21 protein-coding genes and 1 tRNA gene are annotated in these 20,816 nt (G+C 67.5%); 6 read left to right on the forward strand and 16 right to left on the reverse strand.

Annotated features, from left to right (window positions below; translation table 11 throughout):
* Nucleotides 1–66 precede the first annotated feature (66 nt).
* The 5 genes from EAT51_RS02955 to rplM all read right to left on the reverse strand — a co-directional run bounded on the left by EAT51_RS02955 (nucleotide 67) and on the right by rplM (nucleotide 3,005).
* The gene (locus EAT51_RS02955; protein ID WP_130561286.1) at nucleotides 67–1,050 is read right to left on the reverse strand and encodes a fumarylacetoacetate hydrolase family protein; all 984 of its coding nucleotides are present in this window, start codon (nucleotides 1,048–1,050) and stop codon (nucleotides 67–69) included.
* Between the two features lie 66 nt (nucleotides 1,051–1,116).
* Complete coding sequence (locus EAT51_RS02960; RefSeq protein WP_165422681.1) at nucleotides 1,117–1,854, reverse strand: 2OG-Fe dioxygenase family protein; 738 nt, start codon at nucleotides 1,852–1,854, stop codon at nucleotides 1,117–1,119.
* A gap of 192 nt (nucleotides 1,855–2,046) precedes the next feature.
* Nucleotides 2,047–2,121: transfer RNA gene (locus EAT51_RS02965), tRNA-Gln, on the reverse strand.
* A 60-nt stretch (nucleotides 2,122–2,181) separates the two neighbouring features.
* Nucleotides 2,182–2,574, reverse strand: coding sequence for a 30S ribosomal protein S9 (rpsI, locus tag EAT51_RS02970; protein ID WP_130515233.1), 393 nt, complete (start codon nucleotides 2,572–2,574; stop codon nucleotides 2,182–2,184).
* Nucleotides 2,575–2,576: 2 nt separating this feature from the next.
* Nucleotides 2,577–3,005 (reverse strand): 50S ribosomal protein L13, encoded by a 429-nt coding sequence (gene rplM / locus EAT51_RS02975; RefSeq protein WP_130515231.1) that lies wholly within the window; start codon nucleotides 3,003–3,005, stop codon nucleotides 2,577–2,579.
* A gap of 227 nt (nucleotides 3,006–3,232) precedes the next feature.
* Here rplM and coq7 point away from each other — a divergent pair, with 227 nt between their 5' ends.
* Nucleotides 3,233–3,877 (forward strand): 2-polyprenyl-3-methyl-6-methoxy-1,4-benzoquinone monooxygenase, encoded by a 645-nt coding sequence (gene coq7 / locus EAT51_RS02980; RefSeq protein ID WP_130523740.1) that lies wholly within the window; start codon nucleotides 3,233–3,235, stop codon nucleotides 3,875–3,877.
* 375 nt (nucleotides 3,878–4,252) lie between these two features.
* Here coq7 and sugE read toward each other — a convergent pair whose 3' ends face one another.
* Nucleotides 4,253–4,567 carry a quaternary ammonium compound efflux SMR transporter SugE gene (gene sugE, locus EAT51_RS02985; protein ID WP_130515227.1) on the reverse strand — a complete coding sequence of 105 codons (315 nt, stop codon included), beginning with the start codon at nucleotides 4,565–4,567 and terminating at the stop codon, nucleotides 4,253–4,255.
* Between the two features lie 188 nt (nucleotides 4,568–4,755).
* A complete protein-coding gene (gene speD / locus EAT51_RS02990; RefSeq protein WP_130515225.1) occupies nucleotides 4,756–5,550 on the reverse strand; it encodes an adenosylmethionine decarboxylase in 795 nt (264 codons plus the stop codon).
* A gap of 145 nt (nucleotides 5,551–5,695) precedes the next feature.
* Between speD and crp the strand changes: the two genes are divergently transcribed.
* Together crp and EAT51_RS03000 are read left to right on the forward strand one after the other, a co-directional pair.
* Complete coding sequence (gene crp, locus EAT51_RS02995) at nucleotides 5,696–6,379, forward strand: cAMP-activated global transcriptional regulator CRP (RefSeq protein ID WP_130515220.1); 684 nt, start codon at nucleotides 5,696–5,698, stop codon at nucleotides 6,377–6,379.
* A 259-nt stretch (nucleotides 6,380–6,638) separates the two neighbouring features.
* Nucleotides 6,639–7,649, forward strand: coding sequence for a glycoside hydrolase family 5 protein (locus tag EAT51_RS03000; RefSeq protein ID WP_228257789.1), 1,011 nt, complete (start codon nucleotides 6,639–6,641; stop codon nucleotides 7,647–7,649).
* Between the two features lie 55 nt (nucleotides 7,650–7,704).
* On the opposite strand, the gene EAT51_RS03005 is transcribed toward EAT51_RS03000, so the two are convergent.
* The 6 genes from EAT51_RS03005 to EAT51_RS03030 all read right to left on the reverse strand — a co-directional run bounded on the left by EAT51_RS03005 (nucleotide 7,705) and on the right by EAT51_RS03030 (nucleotide 14,260).
* A complete protein-coding gene (locus EAT51_RS03005) occupies nucleotides 7,705–8,433 on the reverse strand; it encodes a haloacid dehalogenase-like hydrolase (RefSeq protein WP_130515218.1) in 729 nt (242 codons plus the stop codon).
* A complete protein-coding gene (gene trpC, locus EAT51_RS03010; RefSeq protein WP_130515216.1) occupies nucleotides 8,430–9,224 on the reverse strand; it encodes an indole-3-glycerol phosphate synthase TrpC in 795 nt (264 codons plus the stop codon). Before trpC ends, EAT51_RS03005 begins: the two co-directional genes overlap by 4 nt.
* 79 nt (nucleotides 9,225–9,303) lie before the next feature.
* A complete protein-coding gene (locus tag EAT51_RS03015; protein WP_205953469.1) occupies nucleotides 9,304–9,639 on the reverse strand; it encodes an antibiotic biosynthesis monooxygenase family protein in 336 nt (111 codons plus the stop codon).
* A complete protein-coding gene (trpD, locus tag EAT51_RS03020) occupies nucleotides 9,636–10,664 on the reverse strand; it encodes an anthranilate phosphoribosyltransferase (protein ID WP_130515214.1) in 1,029 nt (342 codons plus the stop codon). The genes EAT51_RS03015 and trpD overlap by 4 nt, the downstream gene beginning before the upstream one ends.
* A 283-nt stretch (nucleotides 10,665–10,947) precedes the next feature.
* Nucleotides 10,948–13,545 carry a TonB-dependent receptor gene (locus tag EAT51_RS03025; protein WP_130515212.1) on the reverse strand — a complete coding sequence of 866 codons (2,598 nt, stop codon included), beginning with the start codon at nucleotides 13,543–13,545 and terminating at the stop codon, nucleotides 10,948–10,950.
* A 130-nt stretch (nucleotides 13,546–13,675) separates the two neighbouring features.
* Complete coding sequence (locus EAT51_RS03030; RefSeq protein ID WP_130515211.1) at nucleotides 13,676–14,260, reverse strand: anthranilate synthase component II; 585 nt, start codon at nucleotides 14,258–14,260, stop codon at nucleotides 13,676–13,678.
* 400 nt (nucleotides 14,261–14,660) lie between these two features.
* On the opposite strand from EAT51_RS03030, the gene EAT51_RS03035 reads away from it, so the two are divergent.
* Entirely contained in the window at nucleotides 14,661–15,947 is a 1,287-nt protein-coding gene (locus EAT51_RS03035) for an aminotransferase class V-fold PLP-dependent enzyme (RefSeq protein ID WP_130515209.1), read from the forward strand.
* Between the two features lie 178 nt (nucleotides 15,948–16,125).
* Here EAT51_RS03035 and EAT51_RS03040 read toward each other — a convergent pair whose 3' ends face one another.
* From EAT51_RS03040 to msuE, 3 genes are all read right to left on the reverse strand, one after another.
* A complete protein-coding gene (locus EAT51_RS03040) occupies nucleotides 16,126–17,154 on the reverse strand; it encodes a methionine synthase (RefSeq protein ID WP_130515207.1) in 1,029 nt (342 codons plus the stop codon).
* Between the two features lie 25 nt (nucleotides 17,155–17,179).
* A complete protein-coding gene (locus EAT51_RS03045) occupies nucleotides 17,180–18,163 on the reverse strand; it encodes a DUF1852 domain-containing protein (RefSeq protein ID WP_130516171.1) in 984 nt (327 codons plus the stop codon).
* Nucleotides 18,164–18,324: 161 nt separating this feature from the next.
* The gene (gene msuE, locus EAT51_RS03050) at nucleotides 18,325–18,918 is read right to left on the reverse strand and encodes an FMN reductase (protein ID WP_205953467.1); all 594 of its coding nucleotides are present in this window, start codon (nucleotides 18,916–18,918) and stop codon (nucleotides 18,325–18,327) included.
* A gap of 187 nt (nucleotides 18,919–19,105) precedes the next feature.
* Between msuE and EAT51_RS03055 the strand changes: the two genes are divergently transcribed.
* Both EAT51_RS03055 and EAT51_RS03060 read left to right on the forward strand, forming a co-directional pair.
* On the forward strand, nucleotides 19,106–20,020 hold the full coding sequence (locus EAT51_RS03055) for a LysR family transcriptional regulator (RefSeq protein ID WP_130515204.1): 915 nt from the start codon (nucleotides 19,106–19,108) through the stop codon (nucleotides 20,018–20,020).
* Complete coding sequence (locus EAT51_RS03060) at nucleotides 20,020–20,688, forward strand: epoxyqueuosine reductase QueH (RefSeq protein ID WP_130515202.1); 669 nt, start codon at nucleotides 20,020–20,022, stop codon at nucleotides 20,686–20,688. Before EAT51_RS03055 ends, EAT51_RS03060 begins: the two co-directional genes overlap by 1 nt.
* Nucleotides 20,689–20,816 lie beyond the last annotated feature (128 nt).

Raw genomic sequence — 20,816 nt, forward strand, 5'->3', positions numbered from 1 at the left:
CCCCATGGCGGCCGGAACCGGCGATTGTCGCGCACGCGGGCGCCGTGCGCCCGCCTGGCGCCTGCCCTAGGCCTGGCGTTCGACGCGCTGCTCGATCGCGCCGAACACCGAGACGCCGTCGCGTCCGAGCATCTCGATGCGCACCGTGTCGCCGAACGCCAGGAACGGCGTGCTGGCCTGTCCGTCGCGCAGGGTTTCCACCACGCGCTGTTCGGCCAGGCAGGACGCGCCCTTGCCCGTGTCGTGGTTGGCGATGGTGCCCGAGCCGACCAGGGTGCCGGCCACCAGCGGCCGGGTCCGCGCGGCGTGCGCGATCAGCTGGGCGAAGTCGAACTGCATGTCCGCCCCGGCCTCCGGCTCGCCGAACCAGGCGCCGTTGAGCTGGGTGCGCATGGCCAGATGCAGCTTGTTCCCGGCCCAGGCTTCGCCCAGCTCGTCCGGGGTGACCAGCACCGGCGAGAGCGCCGAGCGCGGCTTGGACTGCAGGAAGCCGAAACCCTTGGCCAGCTCGGCCGGGATCAGATTGCGCAGGGACACGTCGTTGACCAGGCCGACCAGCTGGATGTGCTCGCCGGCGCGCGCCGCGTCCACGCCCATCGGCACGTCGTCGGTGACCACCACCACTTCGGCCTCCAGGTCGATGCCGAAGTCCTCGCTGGCCACGCGGATTGGCTCGCGCGGGCCCAGGAAGCCGGCGCTGGTGGCCTGGTACATCAGCGGATCGGTGTAGAAGCTCTCCGGCACCTGCGCGCCACGCGCCTGGCGCACGCGCTCGACATGGGCCAGATACGCACTGCCATCGAGGAACTCGTAGGCCCGCGGCAGCGGCGCGGCCAGGGCCGCCATGTCCAGCGCGAACGCGCCGTCGGCCTGGTCCGTCTCCAGCGCCTGCGCCAGGGCCTGCAGGCGCGGGGCGAGGCTGGCCCACTCCTCCAGCGCGCGCTGCAGGGTCGGCGCGATGCCGACCGCGCGCACCGCACGCGACAGGTCGCGCGAGACCACGATCAGCGTGCCGTCGCGGCCGCCTTCCTTCAACGAACCCAGCTTCATTGCCCGCCCTCCACGGCTGCCCCAGCGAAATTGTTGCGATTGTAACCAGTTCGCCGGCAGGCGCGCTCAGTCCTCGCCCTGGAACGCCCCGGCCCGGTAGGTCAGCACCAGCGTGTCGCGGTGCCCGGCCTCGCCTGCCGGCTGGATCGGGGTGGACTCGTGGATCACCCGCGCGTCGTCCAGCAGCAGCGCCGACCACGGCTGGGCCAGGGTGAAGCGCTGGCCGTGGGTGCCTTCGGCCTCGAACACCCGCGTCTCGCCGCCCTTGATGTCCACCCGATCCACCAGCAGCACCACCACGAAGTCCACGCCGTCGCGATGCGCGCCCTCGGGCGTGGGCCGGCCGATGCCGTCGGTGGTGTCGATGCGAAACTGGTGCGCCTCGATGAACCAGCGCGGCTGCCCGCGCAGTTGGGCGAACAGCCGGCCGAAGCCGTCGATCAGGCCCGACCACGCCGGCAGCGCCAGCGTCCGCGCCTCGACCGGCTCGAACCAGCGGTGCATGCCGCCGTGCAGGGCGTTGTAGTCCTCCGACTGCCAGTGTGCGCGGTGCGGCGCCAGCGTCAGGACGTCGCCCTCCTGCACGAAGCAGGCGTGACGGCGGCGGCGATAGCGCCCGCCGTCGCGCAGATAGGTGTCCACCGCCAGATCGTCCCAGCCCGGCGCGAGCGCGGCCAGCGCCGCCTCGTCGCAGCCGGCGATGCTGCCCACCGCCGCACGGTCGAGCACGGCGTAGCCGTCCACGCGCATGCGCTCGAGCACCTCGGCGGCCGGGGTCAGGGGAGGATTCGGGGAAACACGCATGAGCAGGCGCCGTATCGGGGAAGCGGCGGCGATGGCGGCCGCGGAACAGCCGGAAATTCTACACGCGGCCCCAGAAGCGCCCTTGCCCTTGGCGTTGAACAGACACAGCGGGCGCGGGCCCCGTTCAGCGCATGGCGGCGCCAGAGCGCGGGCAAGAAAAAACCCGCCATGAAGGCGGGTTCTTCTTGAAGATGGCAGCCCCGGAAGGATTCGAACCTCCGAATGCCTGAGTCAGAGTCAGGTGCCTTACCGCTTGGCGACGGGGCTATGGTGCAGCTGGGCGGCGAAGTATACGAACCACGCCGCCCAGGGTAAAGCGTAAAACGATCAGCGCTTGGAGAACTGCGTGGCGCGACGCGCCTTGTGCAGGCCGACCTTCTTGCGCTCGACTTCGCGCGCATCGCGGGTCATGAAACCGGCCTTGCGCAGCTCGGACTTCAGGGTCTCGTCGTACTCGACCAGCGCGCGGGCGATGCCCAGGCGGATCGCGCCGGCCTGGCCGGTGGTGCCACCGCCGGCGGCGGTCACGACGATGTCGAAGCTCTCGGTGTTCTTGGTCAGCTCCAGCGGCTGGCGCACGATCATGCGCGCGGTCTCACGGCCGAAGAACTCGTCCAGCGGACGGTCGTTGACGGTGATCTTGCCCGAGCCCTTGCGCAGGAACACGCGGGCGGTGGAGGACTTGCGACGGCCGGTGCCGTAGTTCTGAGTGATAGCCATGATTAGATGTCCAGGACCTGCGGCTGCTGTGCGGCGTGCGGATGGTTGGAACCGGCGTAGACCTTCAGCTTGCGGTACATGGCGCGGCCCAGCGGGCCCTTCGGCAGCATGCCCTTAACGGCGGTCTCGATCACGCGTTCCGGATGACGCTCCAGCGCCTGCTGCAGGGTCTCGGTCTTCAGGTTGCCGATGTAGCCGGTGAAGCGGTGATACTTCTTGTCGGTGAGCTTCTTGCCGGTGACAGTGATCTTCTCGGCGTTGATGACCACCAGGTAGTCACCGGTGTCGACGTGCGGGGTGTAGACCGGCTTGTGCTTGCCACGCAGGCGGCGGGCCAGCTCGGAGGACAGACGGCCCAGCGTTTTGCCGGAGGCGTCGACGAGGTACCAGTCGCGCTGGACGGTCTCGTTCTTTGCGGTGAACGTGCTCATGGAAGAAGCTCTTGTGTTTGGTCGGGCGGATTGCGCGTCCGGCGAACAGCCAGGGCGCGGAACTTTGCCACGCGTTGTGAAGGGTGAAACGGAAGGCGCGGAATTGTACGGATGCCGGCCTGGCATTGCAAGTGGCTGCCTGCGGCGGTTGGCAGGCGGCCACGGTGCGGGGGAACATGTCCCCATGGCCGCCTGCCGCGGCGCCTTTCGGACCGACCCGCTCCGCCATGACCGTCACCCGCCTGCATTCGCCGCTGGACCGCCTGCTGGACGAAGCCCAGCGCGCGCTGGAGACCACCCTGGGCAGCCCCTCGGCGCAGCGCCCCTATCCGGCCGCCGCCACGCCCGAGATCGCCCTGGACCCGGCCGAGCGCCGCCACGCGGCCGGGCTGATGCGCATCAACCACGTCGGCGAGGTCTGCGCGCAGGCCTTGTATTCGGGCCAGGCCGCCGTGGCGCGCGACCCGGCCACCCGCGCCCACCTGCTGCACGCCGCCCAGGAGGAAACCGACCACCTGGCCTGGTGCGCGCGGCGCCTGCGCGAACTGGACAGCCGGCCCAGCCTGCTCAATCCCCTGTGGTACTCGGGCAGCTACGCCATCGGCGTGCTGGCCGGCCTGCGCGGCGACGGCTGGAATCTGGGCTTCGTGGTCGAGACCGAACGCCAGGTGGAGGCCCATCTGGACGAGCACCTGGACATCCTGCCGCCGGCCGACCTGCGCAGCCGCGACGTGCTGCAGGTGATGAAGGCCGACGAGGCCCGCCACGCCGACCAGGCCGAAGACGCCGGCGCACGCACGCTGCCCTTTCCGATCCCCGGCGTGATGCAGTTCGCCTCGCAGGTGATGAAGACGGTGGCCTACCGGCTCTGAGCGAGCGCGGCCGGGCGCCAGTCGCCCGCCGCCGCATGGACGCGGTCCCTGCCTGGGTGCAGCCCAGTGTTTTTTTGAGGGAGGAGCGGCAGCCCGCCGATCCAGTCGCCACTCGCAGACAGCGAAGCAATTCCGTGGGAGCCGCCATGGCGGCGATGAAGCCTTCCCGGTAAAGCCCCATCGCCGCCATGGCGGCTCTCCCCTGTAGAGCGGAGCTTGCTCCGCTGGGGCCTTTCCCACGAACCGAACGAAGAGCAGCGGAGCGAGCTCCGCTCTACAGACGGGCGGCTGCTGAGGAGACAGTTGCTCCCACCCAGCAGCGCCCTGCGCGCGTGATCCAGGTGCAGGGCGATTAACTCTGCTCCGCAGGCCCGATCACGACACCAGCTTCAGGCCGACGACGCCGGCCACGATCAGCCCGATGCAGGCCAGCCGCGCAGGCGAGGCCGACTCGGCGAACAGCAGCATGCCGGCCACCGCCACGCCGGTGGCGCCGATGCCGGTCCACACCGCGTAGGCCGTGCCGACCGGGATGCCCTTCATCGCCTGGGTCATCAGCCACAGGCTGGCGCCGGCGGCCAGCATCGTGCCCACGCTCGGCCACAGCCGGGTGAAGCCTTCGGTGTACTTCAGGCCCATGGCGAAACAGATTTCCAGCAGGCCGGCGGCCAGCAGATAGAGCCAGGACATGGCGAGTTCTCCTTTGCATCCAACAACGTTTTGAAACGCGCAGGGCCGTAAAAGCGAAACGGCCCGGGCGCGAGCCCGGACCGTCGTCGGTCATCCTGCGGCGCGGCCTCGAGGGCCGCGGGCGGGTCGTCCCGCCTTGATATCAGGACTTTACGTCAGGCCCGTGCAACCGCGCCTGACCCGCGCCCTCACTCGGCCAGGTTGCGGCCGTGGAAGAGCTCCTCGATCTCGCGCTTGAGCAGGCTCTCGATCTTCATGCGCTCCTTGAACGAGAGGTTGCGCGCCTTTTCCTCGAACAGGTACTGGTCCAGGTCGAAGTCGGTCAGGTGCATCTTGGTGTGGAAGATGTTTTCCTGGTAGACGTTGACGTCGATCATCTCGTAGCGCGACTTGATGTTTTTGGCCATGAAGTCCTGGATCGAGTTGATCTTGTGATCGATGTAGTGCTTCTTGCCCTTGATGTCGCGGGTGAAGCCACGGACGCGGTAGTCCATGATCACGATGTCCGACTCGAACGACTCGATCAGGTAGTTCAGCGCCTTCAGCGGCGAGATCACCCCGCAGGTGGCCACGTCGATGTCCGCGCGGAAGGTCGCGATGCCCGCCTGCGGATGGGTCTCCGGATAGGTGTGGACGGTGATGTGGCTCTTGTCCAGGTGCGCGACCACCGCATCGGAGATCACCTCCTTGCCGGCCTGCTTCTTGTCGATCACCGGTTCCTCGGAAATGAGGATGGTGACCGACGCCCCCTGCGGGTCGTAGTCCTGGCGCGCGACGTTGAGGATGTTGGCGCCGATGATTTCGGCCACATCCGTCAGGATCTGGGTCAGGCGGTCGGCGTTGTACTCTTCATCGATGTACTCGATGTAGCGCTGGCGCTCGTCCTCGGACACGGCATAGCAGACGTCGTAGATATTGAAGCTCAGCGCCTTGGTGAGGTTGTTGAAGCCCTGCAGCCTCAGACGCGGCAGTGGTTTGACCACGGCAGTGGGACCTGTGAAGGAAACGGGTGAAGGGGCGAATTATGGGGCAAATGCCCTGACGGTGAAATGACACCGCACCGCGCATTGCCGTGAGCGACACATTCAGACTAAGCTCGCTGACATTCGCTTCAGTTCAAGAGCCGACATGAAAGCAGGTCTTCCACCGAGCCTGACCCGTTCGCCGGCCGGCGCGCTGATCCCGGATCTGACGACCATCGAGTCGTTTCTGTCCAACAGCCACCGCCGCCGTTACCCCGCCCGGGCCGATGTCTTCCGCCCCGGCGACCCGGCTGGAACCCTGTACTACGTGGTCAGCGGCTCGGTCAGCATCCTGGCCGAGGAAGACGAGGACCGCGAGCTGGTGCTGGGCTACTTCGGCCCGGGCGAGTTCGTCGGCGAAATGGGCCTGTTCATCGAGTCGGACAAGCGCGAGGTGGTGCTGCGCACCCGCACCCAGTGCGAACTGGCCGAGATCAGCTACGAGCGCCTGCACCAGCTCTTCGGCGGCCAGCTGGCCTCGGATGCGGCCAAGCTGCTGTTCGCCATCGGCACCCAGCTCTCGCGCCGCCTGCTGGATACCAGCCGCAAGGCCAGCCGCCTGGCCTTCCTGGATGTGACCGACCGCATCATTCGCACCCTGCACGACCTGGCCCACGAGCCGGAGGCCATGAGCCACCCGCAGGGGACCCAGCTGCGCGTCTCGCGCCAGGAGCTGGCCCGTCTGGTCGGCTGCTCGCGCGAGATGGCCGGCCGGGTGCTGAAGAAGCTGCAGGCCGACGGCCTGCTGCATGCCCGTGGCAAGACGGTGGTGCTGTACGGGACGCGCTGATGGCGTGAGGGGCCCGGGCCCCTCGGCGTAGGGCGCCGCGGGGCGGGATTCGGGATTCGGGATTCGGGATTCGGGATTCGGGATTCGGGATTCGGGATAGCAGTGTTCGCTACGCGGCGGCGGGTGCGCCGTCGTGGTTGCGGGCGGTAAGGCGGCGTTCGTTTTTCGGGGGGCCGGTCGCGCGATGATCGCGGCCGGGATGCGGTCGCCGAGGGCGTCGCGTCTGGTCTGTCCCAGTCCCCTGCCCCGCGAGATCGCGATGCGCCGTGCCCTTTTGATGCTGTTGGCGTTGCTGTGCGTGGCGCTGCAGGCGCCGCCTGCGCAGGCGGACGAGGCCTTTGCCCGGCTCGGGCGCGGCGTCAACATCCTCGGCTACGACCCGATGTGGAACGACCCGGCCAAGGCGCGCTTCCGCCCGCCGCTGTACCGCACGATCCGCGACGGCGGCTTCCGCACGGTGCGGGTCAATCTGCAGGCATTCGCCCACATGGACGCGGACAACCGCCTGGACCCGGCCTGGCTGCAGACCCTGGACACGGTGGTCGCGCAGGCCACGGCGGCGGGCCTGAACGTGATCCTGGACGAGCACGACTTCCACCCCTGCGCCGCCGACGCCGCCGTGTGCCAGGCCAAACTGCTGGCCTTCTGGAGCCAGGTCGCGCCGCGCTACCGTCAGGCGCCGTCCTCGGTGCTGTTCGAGATCCTCAACGAGCCCAACGGCCAGATGACCAGCGAGGCGTGGAACGCGCTGCTGCGCGATGCGCTGCGCATCATCCGCCGCGACAACCCCATCCGCACGGTGGTGATCGGCCCGGCCAGCAGCAATGCCTACACGGCGCTGGACCGCCTGAGCCTGCCCGACGACGACCCGCATCTGCTGGTGACCGTGCACTACTACAACCCGTTCCGGTTCACCCACCAGGGCGCGTCTTGGGCGCCGGCGGAGATCCGCGACCACACCGGCGTGGACTGGGGCAGCGCGGCCGACCGGGCCAAGCTCTACCACGAGTTCGACCGCATCGCGGCCTGGGCGCAGGCGCATCACCGGCAGATCCTGCTGGGCGAATTCGGCACCTACGAGCAGGCGCCGGCGGACGACCGGCTGGCCTGGACCGTGGCGGTGGTCAATGCCGCGGAGAAGCGCCATTTCGCCTGGGCGTACTGGCAGTTCGAAGGCAGCTTCGGCACCTACGACATCGACCGCGGCGAGTGGATCGCCTCGCTGCATCATGCGCTGGTGGATAGCGACAGCGCCTACGCCGGCCGCTGACCGCGGGGAAACCTTGCAGGTCGCGACGTGCGGCGACCCGCCGCGCTTGCGCGGATCAAACGCCGGTGGCGTCGCCGGCGCGGTCGCGGCAGCCCCAGTTGAGGATGGGCGTGCCGGCCGGCAGCACGCGGCGGAACAGCTCAACCGCGCTGTGCTTGGGATTGACCACCACCGCCCGCCGCGCGGCCTTGAGCAGCGGCAGGTCAGCCGTGCTGTCCGAATAGGCCATGGCGATCTCGCCATAGCCCTGCTCGCGCAGCATGCGCATCTTCTCTTCGTGATGGCAGTGGCGGCGCGCGGCCACGGCGCCGAACTTCGGGCCGACCACGGTGCCGATCACCGGCACGTCCTGGTGGGCGACGAAGGACAGGATCGCGCGGGCCAGCTCCGGCGGGGCGCCGGTGGCCACCACCACCCGGTCGCCGGCGGCGCGATGGGCGGCGAAGACCTCCAGCGCGGCTGGCAGCAGCCGGGCCTGCATCTGCGCGCGGTTGGCCTCGACATAGCGATCGATCAGCGCATCCAGGTCGCGGCGGCGGTGCAGGCCGAAGGTGGCGATCCACACATAGCCGGAGATGCCGCGCCGGCGCGTGGGCAGCATCGCCACCAGCGGCCCCAGCAGCGGGGTCAGCGCCAGCGCGACCGCCGTGCGCAGCCAGCTGCGCCGGATCAGCCAGGCGAACAGGTGGCTGCCCGAGTCGCCGTCGTACAGGGTGTGGTCGAAGTCGAACACCACCACCGGCGCATCGGCGGCCGGCACCGGGTGCGGCCCGGCCGCGCTCATGCGGCGAAGAACAACTGGCGCAGCGACTCGCCCGGCTCGGGCGTGCGCATGAAGGTCTCGCCGACCAGGAAGGCGTGCACGCCCTGCCCGCGCATCGTGGCCACATCGTCGGCGGTGACGATGCCGCTCTCGGTCACGAGGATGCGGTCGCGCGGCACGGCGTGGCGCATGTCCAGGGTGTTGTTCAGCGACACCTCGAAGGTGCGCAGGTTGCGGTTGTTGATGCCCAGCAGCGGCGCCGGCACCTGCAGCGCGCGTTCGAGCTCGTCGATGTCGTGCACCTCGACCAGCACGTCCATGCCCAGCCGCATGGCCAGGTCGGCCAGCGACACCAACTGGTCGTCGTCCAGGGCCGCGACGATCAGCAGGATGCAGTCGGCGCCCAGCACGCGCGCCTCGTACACCTGATAGGGATCGATGGTGAAATCCTTGCGCAGCACCGGCAGGGTGCAGGCCTCGCGCGCCTGCTGCAGGTAGGCGTCGGCGCCCTGGAAGAAGTCCACATCGGTCAGCACCGACAGGCAGCTGGCGCCGCCGAATTCGTAGCTCACCGCGATCTCGGCCGGATTGAAGTCCGCGCGGATCACGCCCTTGGACGGGCTTGCCTTCTTGACCTCGGCGATCACGCCCGGCTCGCCGGCGGCGATGGCCCGGCGCAGCGCATCGGCGAAGCCGCGCACGGGCGAGGCGTCGCCCACGCGCGCGATCAGGTCGTCCAGCGGAACCTGCGCGCTGCGCGCGGCGATTTCCTCGCGCTTGCGGGCCAGGATGGTGTCGAGGATGTCGCTCATGGGGTCTTGTGCATGCCGCGTGCGGCGCGGCTGGAGGGGAATTGTCGCATTGTCGCCCGTCGCGGGCCTGACCCGGCGGTCAGGGGCCGCCGTAGGCGCGCTCGACCCGCCCGATCCGCAGCTCGAAGTGGCTGTACCAGTCGCGACGGCCGGTGGCGCGGACCGCGGCGTGCTCGGCATGGGCGCGCCAGGCGGCGATGGCGGCTTCGCTGTCCCAGTAAGAGATGGTGATGCCGAAGCCATCGGCGCCGCGCGCCGATTCCACCCCGAGGAAACCGGGCTGCTGGCGCGCCAGCGCGACCATGCGCTCCGCCGCTTCGCCATAGGCGGCGTCATCGCCCGCGCTGCGACGCGAGGAGAAGGCCACCGACCAGTACGGCGGCCTGGGCAGCATGGCGAAGGCGGCGTCGCTCACGACAGCGCGCGGGTGAAGTCCACGTACTGGCGCAGCTTGTCGGCGGCGCGCCCGTCGGCGATGGCCGCGCGCGCCGCCTCGATGCCGGCGGCGATCGAGTCGCACACCCCGGCCACATACAGCGCCGCGCCGGCGTTGTAGGCGACGATGTCCAGCGCCGGGCCGGGCTCGCCGGCCAGCACCGCGCGCAGCATCGCGATGGACTGCTCGGGGCCGTCCACCTTGAGGTTGCGGCTGGCCGACATGGCGATGCCGAAGTCCTCCGGATGCAGTTCGTACTCGCGCACCTTGCCATCGCGCAGTTCGCCCACCAGCGTGCCGGCGCCGAGCGAGAGTTCGTCCATGCCGTCGCGCCCCCACACCACCAGCGCGCGCTCGGCGCCAAGCTGGTGCAGCACGCGCGCCTGGATGCCGACCAGGTCGGGATGGAACACGCCCATCAGGATGTTCGGCGCGCCGGCCGGGTTGGTCAGCGGCCCCAGGATGTTGAAGATGGTGCGCACACCCATCTCGCGGCGCACCGGCGCGACCACCTTCATCGCCGGGTGGTGGATGGGCGCGAACATGAAGCCGATGCCGGTGGCGGCGATGGCCTGGGCGACCTGCTCGGGCTGCAGCTCGATGCGCGCGCCCAGGGCCTCGAGCGCGTCGGCGCTGCCGGACTTGGACGAGACGCTGCGGTTGCCGTGCTTGGCGACCTTGGCCCCAGCCGCGGCGGCGACGAACATCGCGCAGGTGGAGATGTTGAAGGTGTGCGAGCCATCGCCGCCGGTGCCGACGATATCGACCATGTGCGTGCGATCGGCCACCTCGACCGCGCGCGAGAACTCGCGCATCACCGTGGCCGCGCCGGCGATCTCGCCGATGGTCTCCTTCTTCACCCGCAGTCCGGTGATGATGGCGGCGGTCATCAGCGGCGACATCTCGCCGCGCATGACCTGGCGCATCAGGCCGACCATCTCGTCGAAGAAGATCTCGCGATGCTCGATGGTGCGCTGCAGGGCCTCCTGCGCGGTGATCGTCATGCGCGGGGCTCCAGGAAGTTCTTCAGCAGCGCGTGGCGGCACTGGGTGAGGCGGGTAAAGCTGTCGTGGCTGTCGATCATCGGCAACATGCAAGACCTGTCCATGCGGTTCCAGAGGCCCGGCATCTTCCAGAGGCAATCGAGCCCGCATCGGTACCGCGATCGCCTCTGGGACCCGCGACTGGAAGGACGCCGTGCCGGGGGGCGGGATTCTCTCACGTCCAAACGCAAGCCGGTCCGGTGCCGCCGCTGGCAGTCCGCCAGCGCCCGACCGCCGCCTGGACTCACTGGAACTGCTTGCGCAGGCTCAACGTGATCGCCCCGCCGATCGGGTCGAGCAACTCCGGCTGGTAGCTCGCGGGCACCGCGCCAGTGCCGTCGAGCACCTTCACGCGCCTGTCGAACAGGTTGGCGACCGTCAAGGTCATCCGCGTGCCCCGCAACCACGGATGATCCTGCGCCAGCGGCGTGCGGCCCGTGTTGGCGAAGGCGCGCAGGTTGAACGTCGTCAGGCCCGAAAAATCCAGATTGCCCGTCTCCGCGCCGCCGCCCTCCGCCCGGGTGCCGCTACGCGAAGTGAAGCTGAGCCGCACGCCATACGCCGAGCGCGTATAGGCGATGCTGCCATCGATCTGGTTGCGCGCCACGCCGCCGCTGCCGCCGATCGCATCGCCACCGAGCAGATCCAGCCACGGCAGGCCGTTGCGAATCAGGACGCGGTCGGAAAACACCACGGTGTCGTACAGCGACCATACGATCTGCCCCTGCATCATCGAGGCAGGCATCCGCCCGCCGCCGCCACCACCGAAGCCCCGATCGCTTCCGCCCTGCCACCGTCCCTCGCGGGCCTGATCCGGCGGCGGGGCATCGCCTCCCGTGCCTCCCGGGCTTCCAGCGCCGCCATCGGCTGCATTGCCGCCACCGCGTGCGGCGAAGCTGGCACGCGTCATCTCAGGCGGCGGCGACGCGCTGCTGAAGAAGCCGGAGACCGAATGCGCATCGTTGACCCCGAAGCGCAGCTGCCGGCGCCGTTCCTCGGCGAAATTGAGCGGGCGGCTGTCCACCTCGACCAGGTCGCCGTCGTCGTCGGTGAGGAAGCGGTCGCTCAGCGCGGCCTGCAGGGCCGCGGTGGCCGGCGGCAGGCTGCCGACCGGATCCCGCGTGTCGGTGTCGCTGTAGTTGAAGACGATGGACAGTCGCCGCTGATCGAACGGCTTGATATTGATGCCGGCCCGGAAACGGTGCTGGTCGCTGGCCAGCAGATCGGGATTTCCGCCACTGATCGAGGTGACGCTGACGGTTTGCCCGGTGGCGTAATCGAACACGCGCGTGCCGATGCTGGTGATGACCGGGTTGGCCAGCTGGGTCAGGGTGGGCGCGGTCTTGCCGGCGTCGAGGTTGGCGGTGAACGTGAGCCGCGTCATCGGCGACCAGCGAAGGCCATAGCCCCAGCGCTGCAGGTCCTGGCCGTAGTCGGAAAGACGATCGAGCTGCGCATGCGCGTTGATCGACAGGTCGCCGAACCTGCCGAGCGTCTCCTGGCCGCGATTGATCAACGGCACCTCGATGCTCGCGGTCGCGCTGGCATCGTTGCGCTTGAAGTCGGCGATGCGCTGCCGGCCGCCCATGCGCGCCACATTGTCGATGCGGCTGTCGGTGTCGGCCAGGCCCAGGCTCACGATCGCATCGCCGGCCGGCAGCTTCAGCAGCGTACCGTTCACCAACACTTGCAGGTTCTTCGTGTCGGCCAGCGAAGTGGCGATGTTGGGCGCGTTGCGCGGGAACATCGCCCCGGTCAACAGGCCGTAGGGATCGAAGTCCGCATCGCCCGCATCCAGCAGCGCCTGCGCCGCGCTGTTGTCCACGCCGGCATCGGTGACGGTGCGGCTGCCGGCACGGTTCCAGTAGCCCACCACCGAAAGATGCCAGGCACTGTCGAAATCGTGGTTGAGCGTGCCGCCGAAGCGGCTGCTCCAGCCTTTCGAATGCTGGCCCAGAACCACCGGCACGTAGCGGTACACGCGCTGTCCGTCGGCGGACTGCGCGAAGGGATCATCCGCAGGGACGTCCAATGCGGTGCCGGCATAGCCGCGCTCGCCATCGCTGGTATTGAGGTTGCCGGTGTAGTTCAAGGTCAACGAGGTGCGATCCCCCAGTGCCCTGCTCAGGACCGCGTTGCCATCCACGGCGTGACTGGCGTTGGCGAGGCTTCGCGCGGCGCGCGGGTCCAGCGGATCTTCCGCCTGCGCGTCGTAGCCCGGCTGCACCGGCACGGTCGCGATGTCGCGCTCGTCCTCGGTCAGCATCGTGTTGGCCGTGTACTTCAGGTCCAGGTTGAGGCGATCGTCGTCGTGCAGGATGAAGCGGTCCAGGTCGGCGACGCCGGTTTCCATGCCGCCCGCGCTCGGTGCGCTGCCATCCAGCTGCGCGGTGTAGCGATTGAAGCGCGGCACCAGCACGACATTCACCACCTTCTGGTCGGGCGGATAGCCGTACAGCAAGGCCTCCTCTTCCGGCAGCACGTCGACGCGGCGGATCGCTTCGGTGGGGATGTCCTTGATTTCCTGCATGCCGGAAATCCGCTTGCCGTTGAGCAGCACGATCGGCGTCGAATCGCCGCTATCGCTGGTGGTCATCGGCGCGATCAGGCCGAGCAACTCCTCCACGGTGGAGGCGCCATAGCTCTGCACCTCCATGCGGCCCAGCTGCAGCTCCGGCCGGATCGTGCCGAGGGCAGCGCCGGGTTCGCTCGGGAGACGACTCGCGGTGACCTTCACCGCGTCGAGCGTATCGATGGGAGAGGCGACCTCCCCGCCCTCGCCCTGCGCCGGCGACGCCGCGGGGGGCGCGGATTGCTGGGCATGCGCCGTGCCGGCGATCAAGGCGAGCGCGAGTAAGGGTCGAGGTAATCTCATATCGCCTACAACGCGCCAAGTGCGACCGCGTTGACAGCCGGCCGTGATGAGATGGAGGCCCCGCGGCTAGCGCGCCGCCCCCATCATGGGGCGCCCTTCAAGCCGTGCGCTCCAGGAAGTTCTTCAGCAGCGCGTGGCCGTGCTGGGTCAGGATGGACTCGGGATGGAACTGCACGCCCTCCACCGGGAACTCGCGGTGGCGCAGGCCCATGATCTCCTCGATCGAGCCGTCCTCGTTCTCCGTCCACGCGGTGACCTCCAGCGCCGGCGGCAGCGTGGTCTTGTCGACCACCAGCGAGTGGTAGCGCGTGGCCTCGTAGCGATCCGGCAGGCCGGCGAACACGCCGCGCCCCTCGTGCCGGATCGGTGAGACCTTGCCGTGCATGATGCGACCGGCGCGGATCACATCCCCGCCGTAGGCCTGGCCGATGCTCTGGTGCCCCAGGCACACGCCCAGGATCGGCGTGGTCGCGCCCAGTCGCTCGATCACCTCCAGCGACACCCCCGCCTCGTTGGGCGTGCACGGGCCGGGCGAGATCACGATGCGCTCCGGCGCCATCTTCGCGATCCGGTCCACGTCCAGCGCGTCGTTGCGCACCACCTCCACCTCGACGCCCAGCGACTGCAGGTACTGCACGAGGTTGTAGGTGAAGCTGTCGTAGTTGTCGATCATCAGCAGCATATAAGGCGTATCTCATTGTTTTATAAGACAGGAACCCTGTGTCGCCGGATCCATACCCGCTTGGATCCCCGCTTTCCTAGTCGATACCTTGCGCTGCCATCAGGGAGCTACACGCGCTTTCATTTTGGCATGCCGACTTTAATGGACCCAGCCTCGTCGCGGCGGGTCATGTCCATGGGCCCTTTTCGCACAAGGCCCGCCCATTGTCGGCCCTGCCCTGGTCCATGCCGGGCATCGCCATCTGCATGACAGCCGCCGGCGGTGAAACGGCGTGTCACGCCTGGCCCTTGCGACGCTCCTGCGGAGGACCCGTCGAGTCCGGACGGACATCCCATGCATCCCGCCATGCGGTGCCGGCTCCTGATACTGTTACTTGATAACAGACAAACGCAGGCTCCTCATGGCAAACCGCAGGCGCTTCCTCCAGTTGTCGGCCTCCCTCGCCGCCTCCCCCCTGATGGCGGATGCCGGCACCATGCCAACACTCCCGGCCTCGACCAAATCACCGCAGGCGCTCGCGCAGGACGAAGCGCACTGGGCGGCGGTGCGGGCGCTCTATCCGGTGCAGGACGACATCATCAATCTGGAGCATGGCTACTGGGGCAAGATGTCCACACCGGTGGAACAGGCCCTGGCCCGCCACACGCACAGGGTCAACCAGGAACTGTCCTGGTACGCGCGCCGCGATTACGGCCGTGACTTCATGACGGCACGCGCCGCGGCGGCCGAAGCGCTCGGCGTCAAGACGCACGAGTTGATGCTGACCCGCAACGCCACCGAGTCCTTCGTCAACCTGATCACCCAGTACGACGGGCTGGCGCCCGGCGACGCGATCCTCTGGGCCGATGCGGACTATCCGGAATTCAAGCGCATGATGGCGTGGCTGGCGCGGCGCCGGGGTGTCGAGGGCCACATGCTGGCCCTGCCCGCCAGCGGCACCGACGATGATTATCTCGCGGCCTACCGTCAGGCCTTCGACGCGCACCCCAACCTCAAGCTCATCCTGCTGACCCATGTCAGCAACCAGCACGGACTCGTGCTGCCTGTGCGGCAGATCGCCGCGATCGCGCGTCAGCGCGGTATCCACGTGATCTGCGATTGCGCGCAGTCCTGGGGCCTGCTGGACTTCAAGCGCGATGACCTAGACGTTGACTGGGCGGTGTTCAACCTGCACAAGTGGATCGGCTCGCCGGTGGGCGTGGGCGCGCTGTACATGCGGGAAGGCACGATGGGCGCGGTGTCGCCCTTCCCCGGGGAAGACCCGGGCGATGACGATGTGGCCAACCGTGTGCATCTGGCGACCTCGGACTTCGCATCGTTCCTGACCGTCCCGGACGCGCTGGCGTTCCACCAGGCCATCGGTGGCGCCAACAAGGCCGCGCGCCTGAAGTACCTGCGCGAAACCTGGGTGAGCCAGGTCCGGGCGTCGCCGAAGGTCGAAATCCTCGGCCCCAGCGGCCCGCACAATGCGTCGGGCATGGGCGGGTTCCGCCTGCGCGGCCAGACGACCAAGGCGCAGGCCGACGCCCTGCAGGCGCGACTGCAGCAGGATTTCGGCATCTTCACGGTAGTCCGCAACGACCTGGCGAGCGGCGCCTGCATCCGTGTCACGCCGCAGACGTTCACACCTATAGGTCATCTGCACGCACTGGCAGAAGCAATCGATACGGTGGCGCGCGCCACATGATCCCTGGCGCCGACGCCATGTGCGGCGTCGTGCGCAAGCGCATGGATGGCCTGCAGCCCAGAGTTTCTATCTGCTTGCACGCCAGCGCCGCTCGCAGGTCGGACGGCGCCGGACCTGTCGCGGCACCGTATTGGCCTGACCACGGCACGTCATGCGGCAAGCGTGACCGGGCGCTCCCTCAGGCCGACAGCTCCCTGCGGACGATGTCCGCACCCGCACTAAGCGCCCTCAGTTTCCCGTTCGCCACCTCACGCGGGAGCGGGGCCATGCCACAGTTGGTGCACGGGTAAAGCTTGTCCGCATCGACAAACTGCAGTGCCTTGCGCAAGGTTTGCGCCACTTCCTCAGGCGTCTCCACCTTGCTGCTTGCCACGTCGATCGCGCCGACCATCACCTTCTTTCCGCGCACAAGTTCGACCAGGTCGATCGGCACGTGGGAGTTGTGGCATTCCAGCGAGATGAGATCGATCCCGGACTGTGCCAGCTTGGGAAACGACTCCTCGTATTGGCGCCACTCCGAGCCCAGCGTCTGCTTCCAGTCGGTGTTGGCCTTGATACCGTAGCCATAGCAGATGTGCACGGCGGTCTCGCACTTGAGCCCTTCGATCGCGCGTTCCAGCGTGGCCACGCCCCAGTCGTTGACCTCGTCGAAGAACACATTGAAGGCCGGCTCGTCGAACTGGATGATGTCCACGCCGGCCGCTTCCAGCTCGCGGGCCTCCTGGTTGAGGATCTTGGCGAATTCCCAGGCCAGCTTCTCCCGGCTCTTGTAGTGGGCGTCGTAGAGCGTGTCGATCATCGTCATCGGTCCCGGCAACGCCCACTTGATCGGCTGCGCGGTCTGTTCGCGCAGGAACCTGGCGTCATCCACGAATACGGACTTCGGCCGGCTCACCGCGCCGACCACGGTCGGCACGCTGGCGTCATAGCGGTCGCGGATCCTGACCGTCTCGCGCTTCTCGAAATCGACGCCGTCGAGGTGTTCGATGAAGGTGGTGACGAAGTGCTGGCGGGTCTGCTCGCCGTCGCTGACGATGTCGATGCCGGCGTGCTGCTGCTCCTGCAGCGACAGGCGCAGGGCGTCCTTCTTGCCTTCGATCAGGGCTTCGCCTTCCAGTTTCCAAGGCGACCAGAGCTTCTCTGGCTGCGCCAGCCAGGAGGGTTTGGGGAGGCTGCCAGCGGTCGAGGTGGGAAGGAGCTTATTCATGTTTGATGGGTCTTGTGCGTATTGTTCAGAAGGAATGATTGGCGGCCCAACGCTCGAGCGCTTGCTTGTAGGGCTTGATGAAGTGTTCTTCGGTGAACCTGCCCTGCTTGACGGCAAGCTGGCTGCGCTCCTCGCGGTCGTAGACGATCTGCGTCGAGGAGTAGTCCAGGTGCTTCAGGCTGGGCTGATAGATCTGCCCGGCGACGGAGTTGGCGTTGTAGATCTCGGGCCGGTAGATCTTCTGAAAGGTTTCCATGGTGCTGATGGTGCCGATCAGCTCGAGATTGCTGTAATCGCCGAGCAGGTCGCCGATGAAGTAGAACGCCAGTGGCGCAACGCTGCCGGGCGGCATGAAGTAGCGCACCTTCAGCCCCATCTTCCCGAAGTAGTGATCGGTCGAGGAAAGCGCATCCTGCGCGTATTCCACGCCCAGGACCGGATGCCGGTTATTGGTGCGGTGGTAGGTCTTGCTGCTGGACGCGCTGATGCAGATGACCGGCGACTTGCTGAAGCGGGCCTTGTAGGCCTCGGAGTTCAGGAAGTGCTGGAACAGCTTGCCATGCAGGCTGCCGAAATCGTCCGGGAAGCTGAAAGTGTGCTTGTCCTGGTTGTACGCCGGCAGCAGCACGCTGAAGTCGTAATCGCGCACATAGGAAGAAAAGTTGTTGCCCGGGATGCCTTGGATGCGTGCGCCGGCGAGCTTGTCGATGATCTGCGTCTCGAGGATCTCGATCAGCGGAAACGCCTTGTCCTTTTCGTTGGCATTCAAGTTCATCTCGACTGAGATGATCTCCAGTGCCACCGAGTAGCGATCCCCCTTGGGATTGTCCCAATGCGCCAGCGCATTGAAACGGTTGTCGATCATCTTCAGCGTGTTGCGCAGGTTCTGCCGACGGCTCGCGCCCCTGGCCAGGTTGGCGAAGTTGGTGGTGATGCGCGTGCTGTCAGAGGGTTGATAGTCCTCGTCAAAGCTGAGGCTCTTGATGCTGAAGGTGAAATCGTCGTTCATGGGGCGATGCTCTGGGTATTGAAGATCGGGAAGCGCGCCTGGCGCATCCTCAAGCCTTTCGTGGGTTGCCAGGCCGCAGACCGCCTCAGCGATACGCGTGCCCGCTGGCACCCGCCAGGTCGAGGGACGTGGCGGGCCGGGTGTTCGTAGTGCGCCTGTCCTCAGGCTGCAACGACATCCTCGGTGGCCATGACGGTCCGGCGGCGCGGCAACGCAAGCAGCGGCAGCGCACGCTGCACGGCCAGCTGCGCACGCTGGAGCAAGGCCTCGCTGTGCAGACGCTGGTCCAGGAAATCCTTGTCGGTCGCGTAGACGCCCAGTGGCAGGGTCCGCGTCTGGAAGAAGCTGAAGAGCGGCCGTAGCTGGTGATCGATCATCAGCGCGTGGCGCTCGCTGCCGCCGGTCGCGCCGAGGAAAACCGGCGTATCGATCAACGCATCCTGGTGGACGAAGTCGAAGAAGTGCTTGAACAGTCCGGTGTAGGAGCCGCGATACACCGGTGTGGTCACCACCAGCACGTCCGCCTGCTCAACCGCTGCCAGATCGGCCTCGACCGCGTCAGGCAGTTGCGAGCGCCAGGTGCATCCCGCGAACTGGGGCGCGAGCTGTCCAAGTGCGACCAGCCGCTGCCGGCAGGGAATCTGGTCGGCGATCAGGTCCATCAGGTGCTCAGCCAGCGCCGTGGACTTGGACGGATGCTGCTGTCCGCCAGAGACCGCGACGACATGAAGGGGATGAGGGATTTCTGCGTTCATGGGGGAGAGATCTGCAGCGGTTCGGGCGGCGTTGGAATTCCGCCGGCAAAGGCTTGTCGCGGGTGACGATGGCGGCACTCCAGCCCGAGCAAGTGCTTGAAATGGGGGGAGCGCTTCGATGCTAGAGCGGCTGTCATATGAAGTAAAATGGTGATAATTCACCGATCCATGAAATCGAATCATCTGAATGCTTGAGCGCATCCATCTCAGCATCGTCCAGCAGGTCGAACAGCAGGGCTCCCTGACGGCCGCCGCCGGCGTGCTGAACCTGACCCAGTCCGCCCTGAGCCACAGCATGAAAAAGCTGGAACAGCAGCTGGGCACCGACGTTTGGCTGCGGGAAGGGCGCAGCCTGCGGCTCACCCAGGCCGGCCAGTACCTGCTGGCGGTGGCGAACCGGGTCCTGCCGCAGCTGGACCTGGCCGAAGAACGGCTGCGCCAGTTCGCGCAGGGCGAGCGCGGCGCGCTGCGCATCGGCATGGAGTGCCATCCCTGCTACCAATGGCTGCTCAAGATCGTCTCGCCCTATCTGGCCGCATGGCCGGACGTCGATGTGGACGTCAAGCAGAAGTTCCAGTTCGGCGGGATCGGCGCGCTGTTCGGTTACGAGATCGACTTGCTGGTCACGCCCGACCCGCTGTTCAAGCCAGGGCTGACGTTCGAACCGGTGTTCGATTACGAGCAGGTGCTGGTCGTGGCCAAGGACCACGCGCTGGCTTCGGCCGCCTATGTGAAGCCGCAGCAGCTGACCCGCGAAGTGCTGATCAGCTATCCGGTGGACATCGAGCGCCTGGACATCTACAGCCAGTTCCTGCTGCCGGCCGGCGTCACACCGCGGCGGCACAAGGCCATCGAGACCACCGACATCATGATGCAGATGGTGGCCAGCGGCCGTGGCGTAGCGGCGATGCCGCGCTGGCTGGTCGAGGAATACGCGATCAGGATGAATGTGGTGCCGGTGCGCCTGGGCGCGCGCGGCATTCCCAAGCAGATCTATCTCGGTGCGCGCGAGGCGGACACCGGCGTGGATTATCTGCGGGCCTTCATCGAGCTGGCCCGCCAGCCTGCCACGGCCGTCGCCGCAACACGAGGCGCCACCTGATGGACAACACGACAGAGCGCACACCGATCCCGCTGCCCGGCGGCCACGACAAGGTCCTGCTGCATTCGTGCTGCGCGCCCTGCTCGGGCGAGGTCATGGAGGCCATGCTGGCCTCCGGTATCGACTACACCATCTTCTTCTACAACCCCAACATCCATCCGCGCAAGGAATACGAGCTGCGCAAGGATGAGAACATCCGTTTCGCCGAGCGGTTCGGCATTGCCTTCGTCGATGCCGACTACGACCGCGACAACTGGTTCGAGCGGGCGCGCGGCATGGAAAACGAGCCCGAACGCGGGATTCGCTGCACGATGTGTTTCGACATGCGCTTCGAGCGCACCGCGCTGTATGCGCACGAGCATGGCTTCCCGGTGATCACCAGTTCGCTCGGCATCTCCCGCTGGAAGAACATGCAGCAGATCAATGCCTGCGGCGTGCGCGCGGCGGCCAGATATCCCGACCTGACCTACTGGGAATACAACTGGCGCAAGTGCGGCGGTGCTGCGCGCATGATCGAGATCAGCAAACGGGAGCGCTTTTACCAGCAGGAGTACTGCGGCTGCGTCTACTCGCTGCGCGACACCAACAAGCACCGGGTGGAGAGCGGTCGGGCGCGCATCCAGCTGGGGGTGAAGTTCTACGGCGACGAGGAATCGAAGGACGAGTGACCATCGCCTCGGGCACTGGCAGACGCGAGGCGCGGCGGTTCCACCAGGTGCCGGCTTCGACAGCCCGCCTCAGTGAGCGGTTCATCCACCACGCGCGCGCGGCAAGCATGAAGCATCCGCGGGCTTCG

The sequence above is a fragment of the Pseudoxanthomonas winnipegensis genome (assembly GCF_004283755.1).
GTDB classification, from domain to species: Bacteria; Pseudomonadota; Gammaproteobacteria; order Xanthomonadales; family Xanthomonadaceae; genus Pseudoxanthomonas_A; species Pseudoxanthomonas_A winnipegensis.

Excerpts from the sequence above, each read along its gene's own strand:
- sugE (WP_130515227.1), bottom strand. The coding sequence starts at position 4,567 with ATGTCCTGGCTCTATCTGCTGGCCGCCGGCCTGCTGGAAATCTGTTTC.
- rplM (WP_130515231.1), bottom strand. The coding sequence starts at position 3,005 with ATGAGCACGTTCACCGCAAAGAACGAGACCGTCCAGCGCGACTGGTAC.
- EAT51_RS03035 (WP_130515209.1), top strand. The coding sequence starts at position 14,661 with ATGGCAAACCGCAGGCGCTTCCTCCAGTTGTCGGCCTCCCTCGCCGCC.
- EAT51_RS03005 (WP_130515218.1), bottom strand. The coding sequence starts at position 8,433 with ATGAGCGCGGCCGGGCCGCACCCGGTGCCGGCCGCCGATGCGCCGGTG.
- EAT51_RS03040 (WP_130515207.1), bottom strand. The coding sequence starts at position 17,154 with ATGAATAAGCTCCTTCCCACCTCGACCGCTGGCAGCCTCCCCAAACCC.
- EAT51_RS02960 (WP_165422681.1), bottom strand. The coding sequence starts at position 1,854 with ATGCGTGTTTCCCCGAATCCTCCCCTGACCCCGGCCGCCGAGGTGCTC.
- EAT51_RS03000 (WP_228257789.1), top strand. The coding sequence starts at position 6,639 with ATGCGCCGTGCCCTTTTGATGCTGTTGGCGTTGCTGTGCGTGGCGCTG.
- coq7 (WP_130523740.1), top strand. The coding sequence starts at position 3,233 with ATGACCGTCACCCGCCTGCATTCGCCGCTGGACCGCCTGCTGGACGAA.
- trpD (WP_130515214.1), bottom strand. The coding sequence starts at position 10,664 with ATGACGATCACCGCGCAGGAGGCCCTGCAGCGCACCATCGAGCATCGC.
- EAT51_RS03045 (WP_130516171.1), bottom strand. The coding sequence starts at position 18,163 with ATGAACGACGATTTCACCTTCAGCATCAAGAGCCTCAGCTTTGACGAG.
- EAT51_RS03030 (WP_130515211.1), bottom strand. The coding sequence starts at position 14,260 with ATGCTGCTGATGATCGACAACTACGACAGCTTCACCTACAACCTCGTG.
- msuE (WP_205953467.1), bottom strand. The coding sequence starts at position 18,918 with ATGAACGCAGAAATCCCTCATCCCCTTCATGTCGTCGCGGTCTCTGGC.
- rpsI (WP_130515233.1), bottom strand. The coding sequence starts at position 2,574 with ATGGCTATCACTCAGAACTACGGCACCGGCCGTCGCAAGTCCTCCACC.
- EAT51_RS03060 (WP_130515202.1), top strand. The coding sequence starts at position 20,020 with ATGGACAACACGACAGAGCGCACACCGATCCCGCTGCCCGGCGGCCAC.
- EAT51_RS02955 (WP_130561286.1), bottom strand. The coding sequence starts at position 1,050 with ATGAAGCTGGGTTCGTTGAAGGAAGGCGGCCGCGACGGCACGCTGATC.
- EAT51_RS03055 (WP_130515204.1), top strand. The coding sequence starts at position 19,106 with ATGCTTGAGCGCATCCATCTCAGCATCGTCCAGCAGGTCGAACAGCAG.
- trpC (WP_130515216.1), bottom strand. The coding sequence starts at position 9,224 with ATGAGCGACATCCTCGACACCATCCTGGCCCGCAAGCGCGAGGAAATC.
- crp (WP_130515220.1), top strand. The coding sequence starts at position 5,696 with ATGAAAGCAGGTCTTCCACCGAGCCTGACCCGTTCGCCGGCCGGCGCG.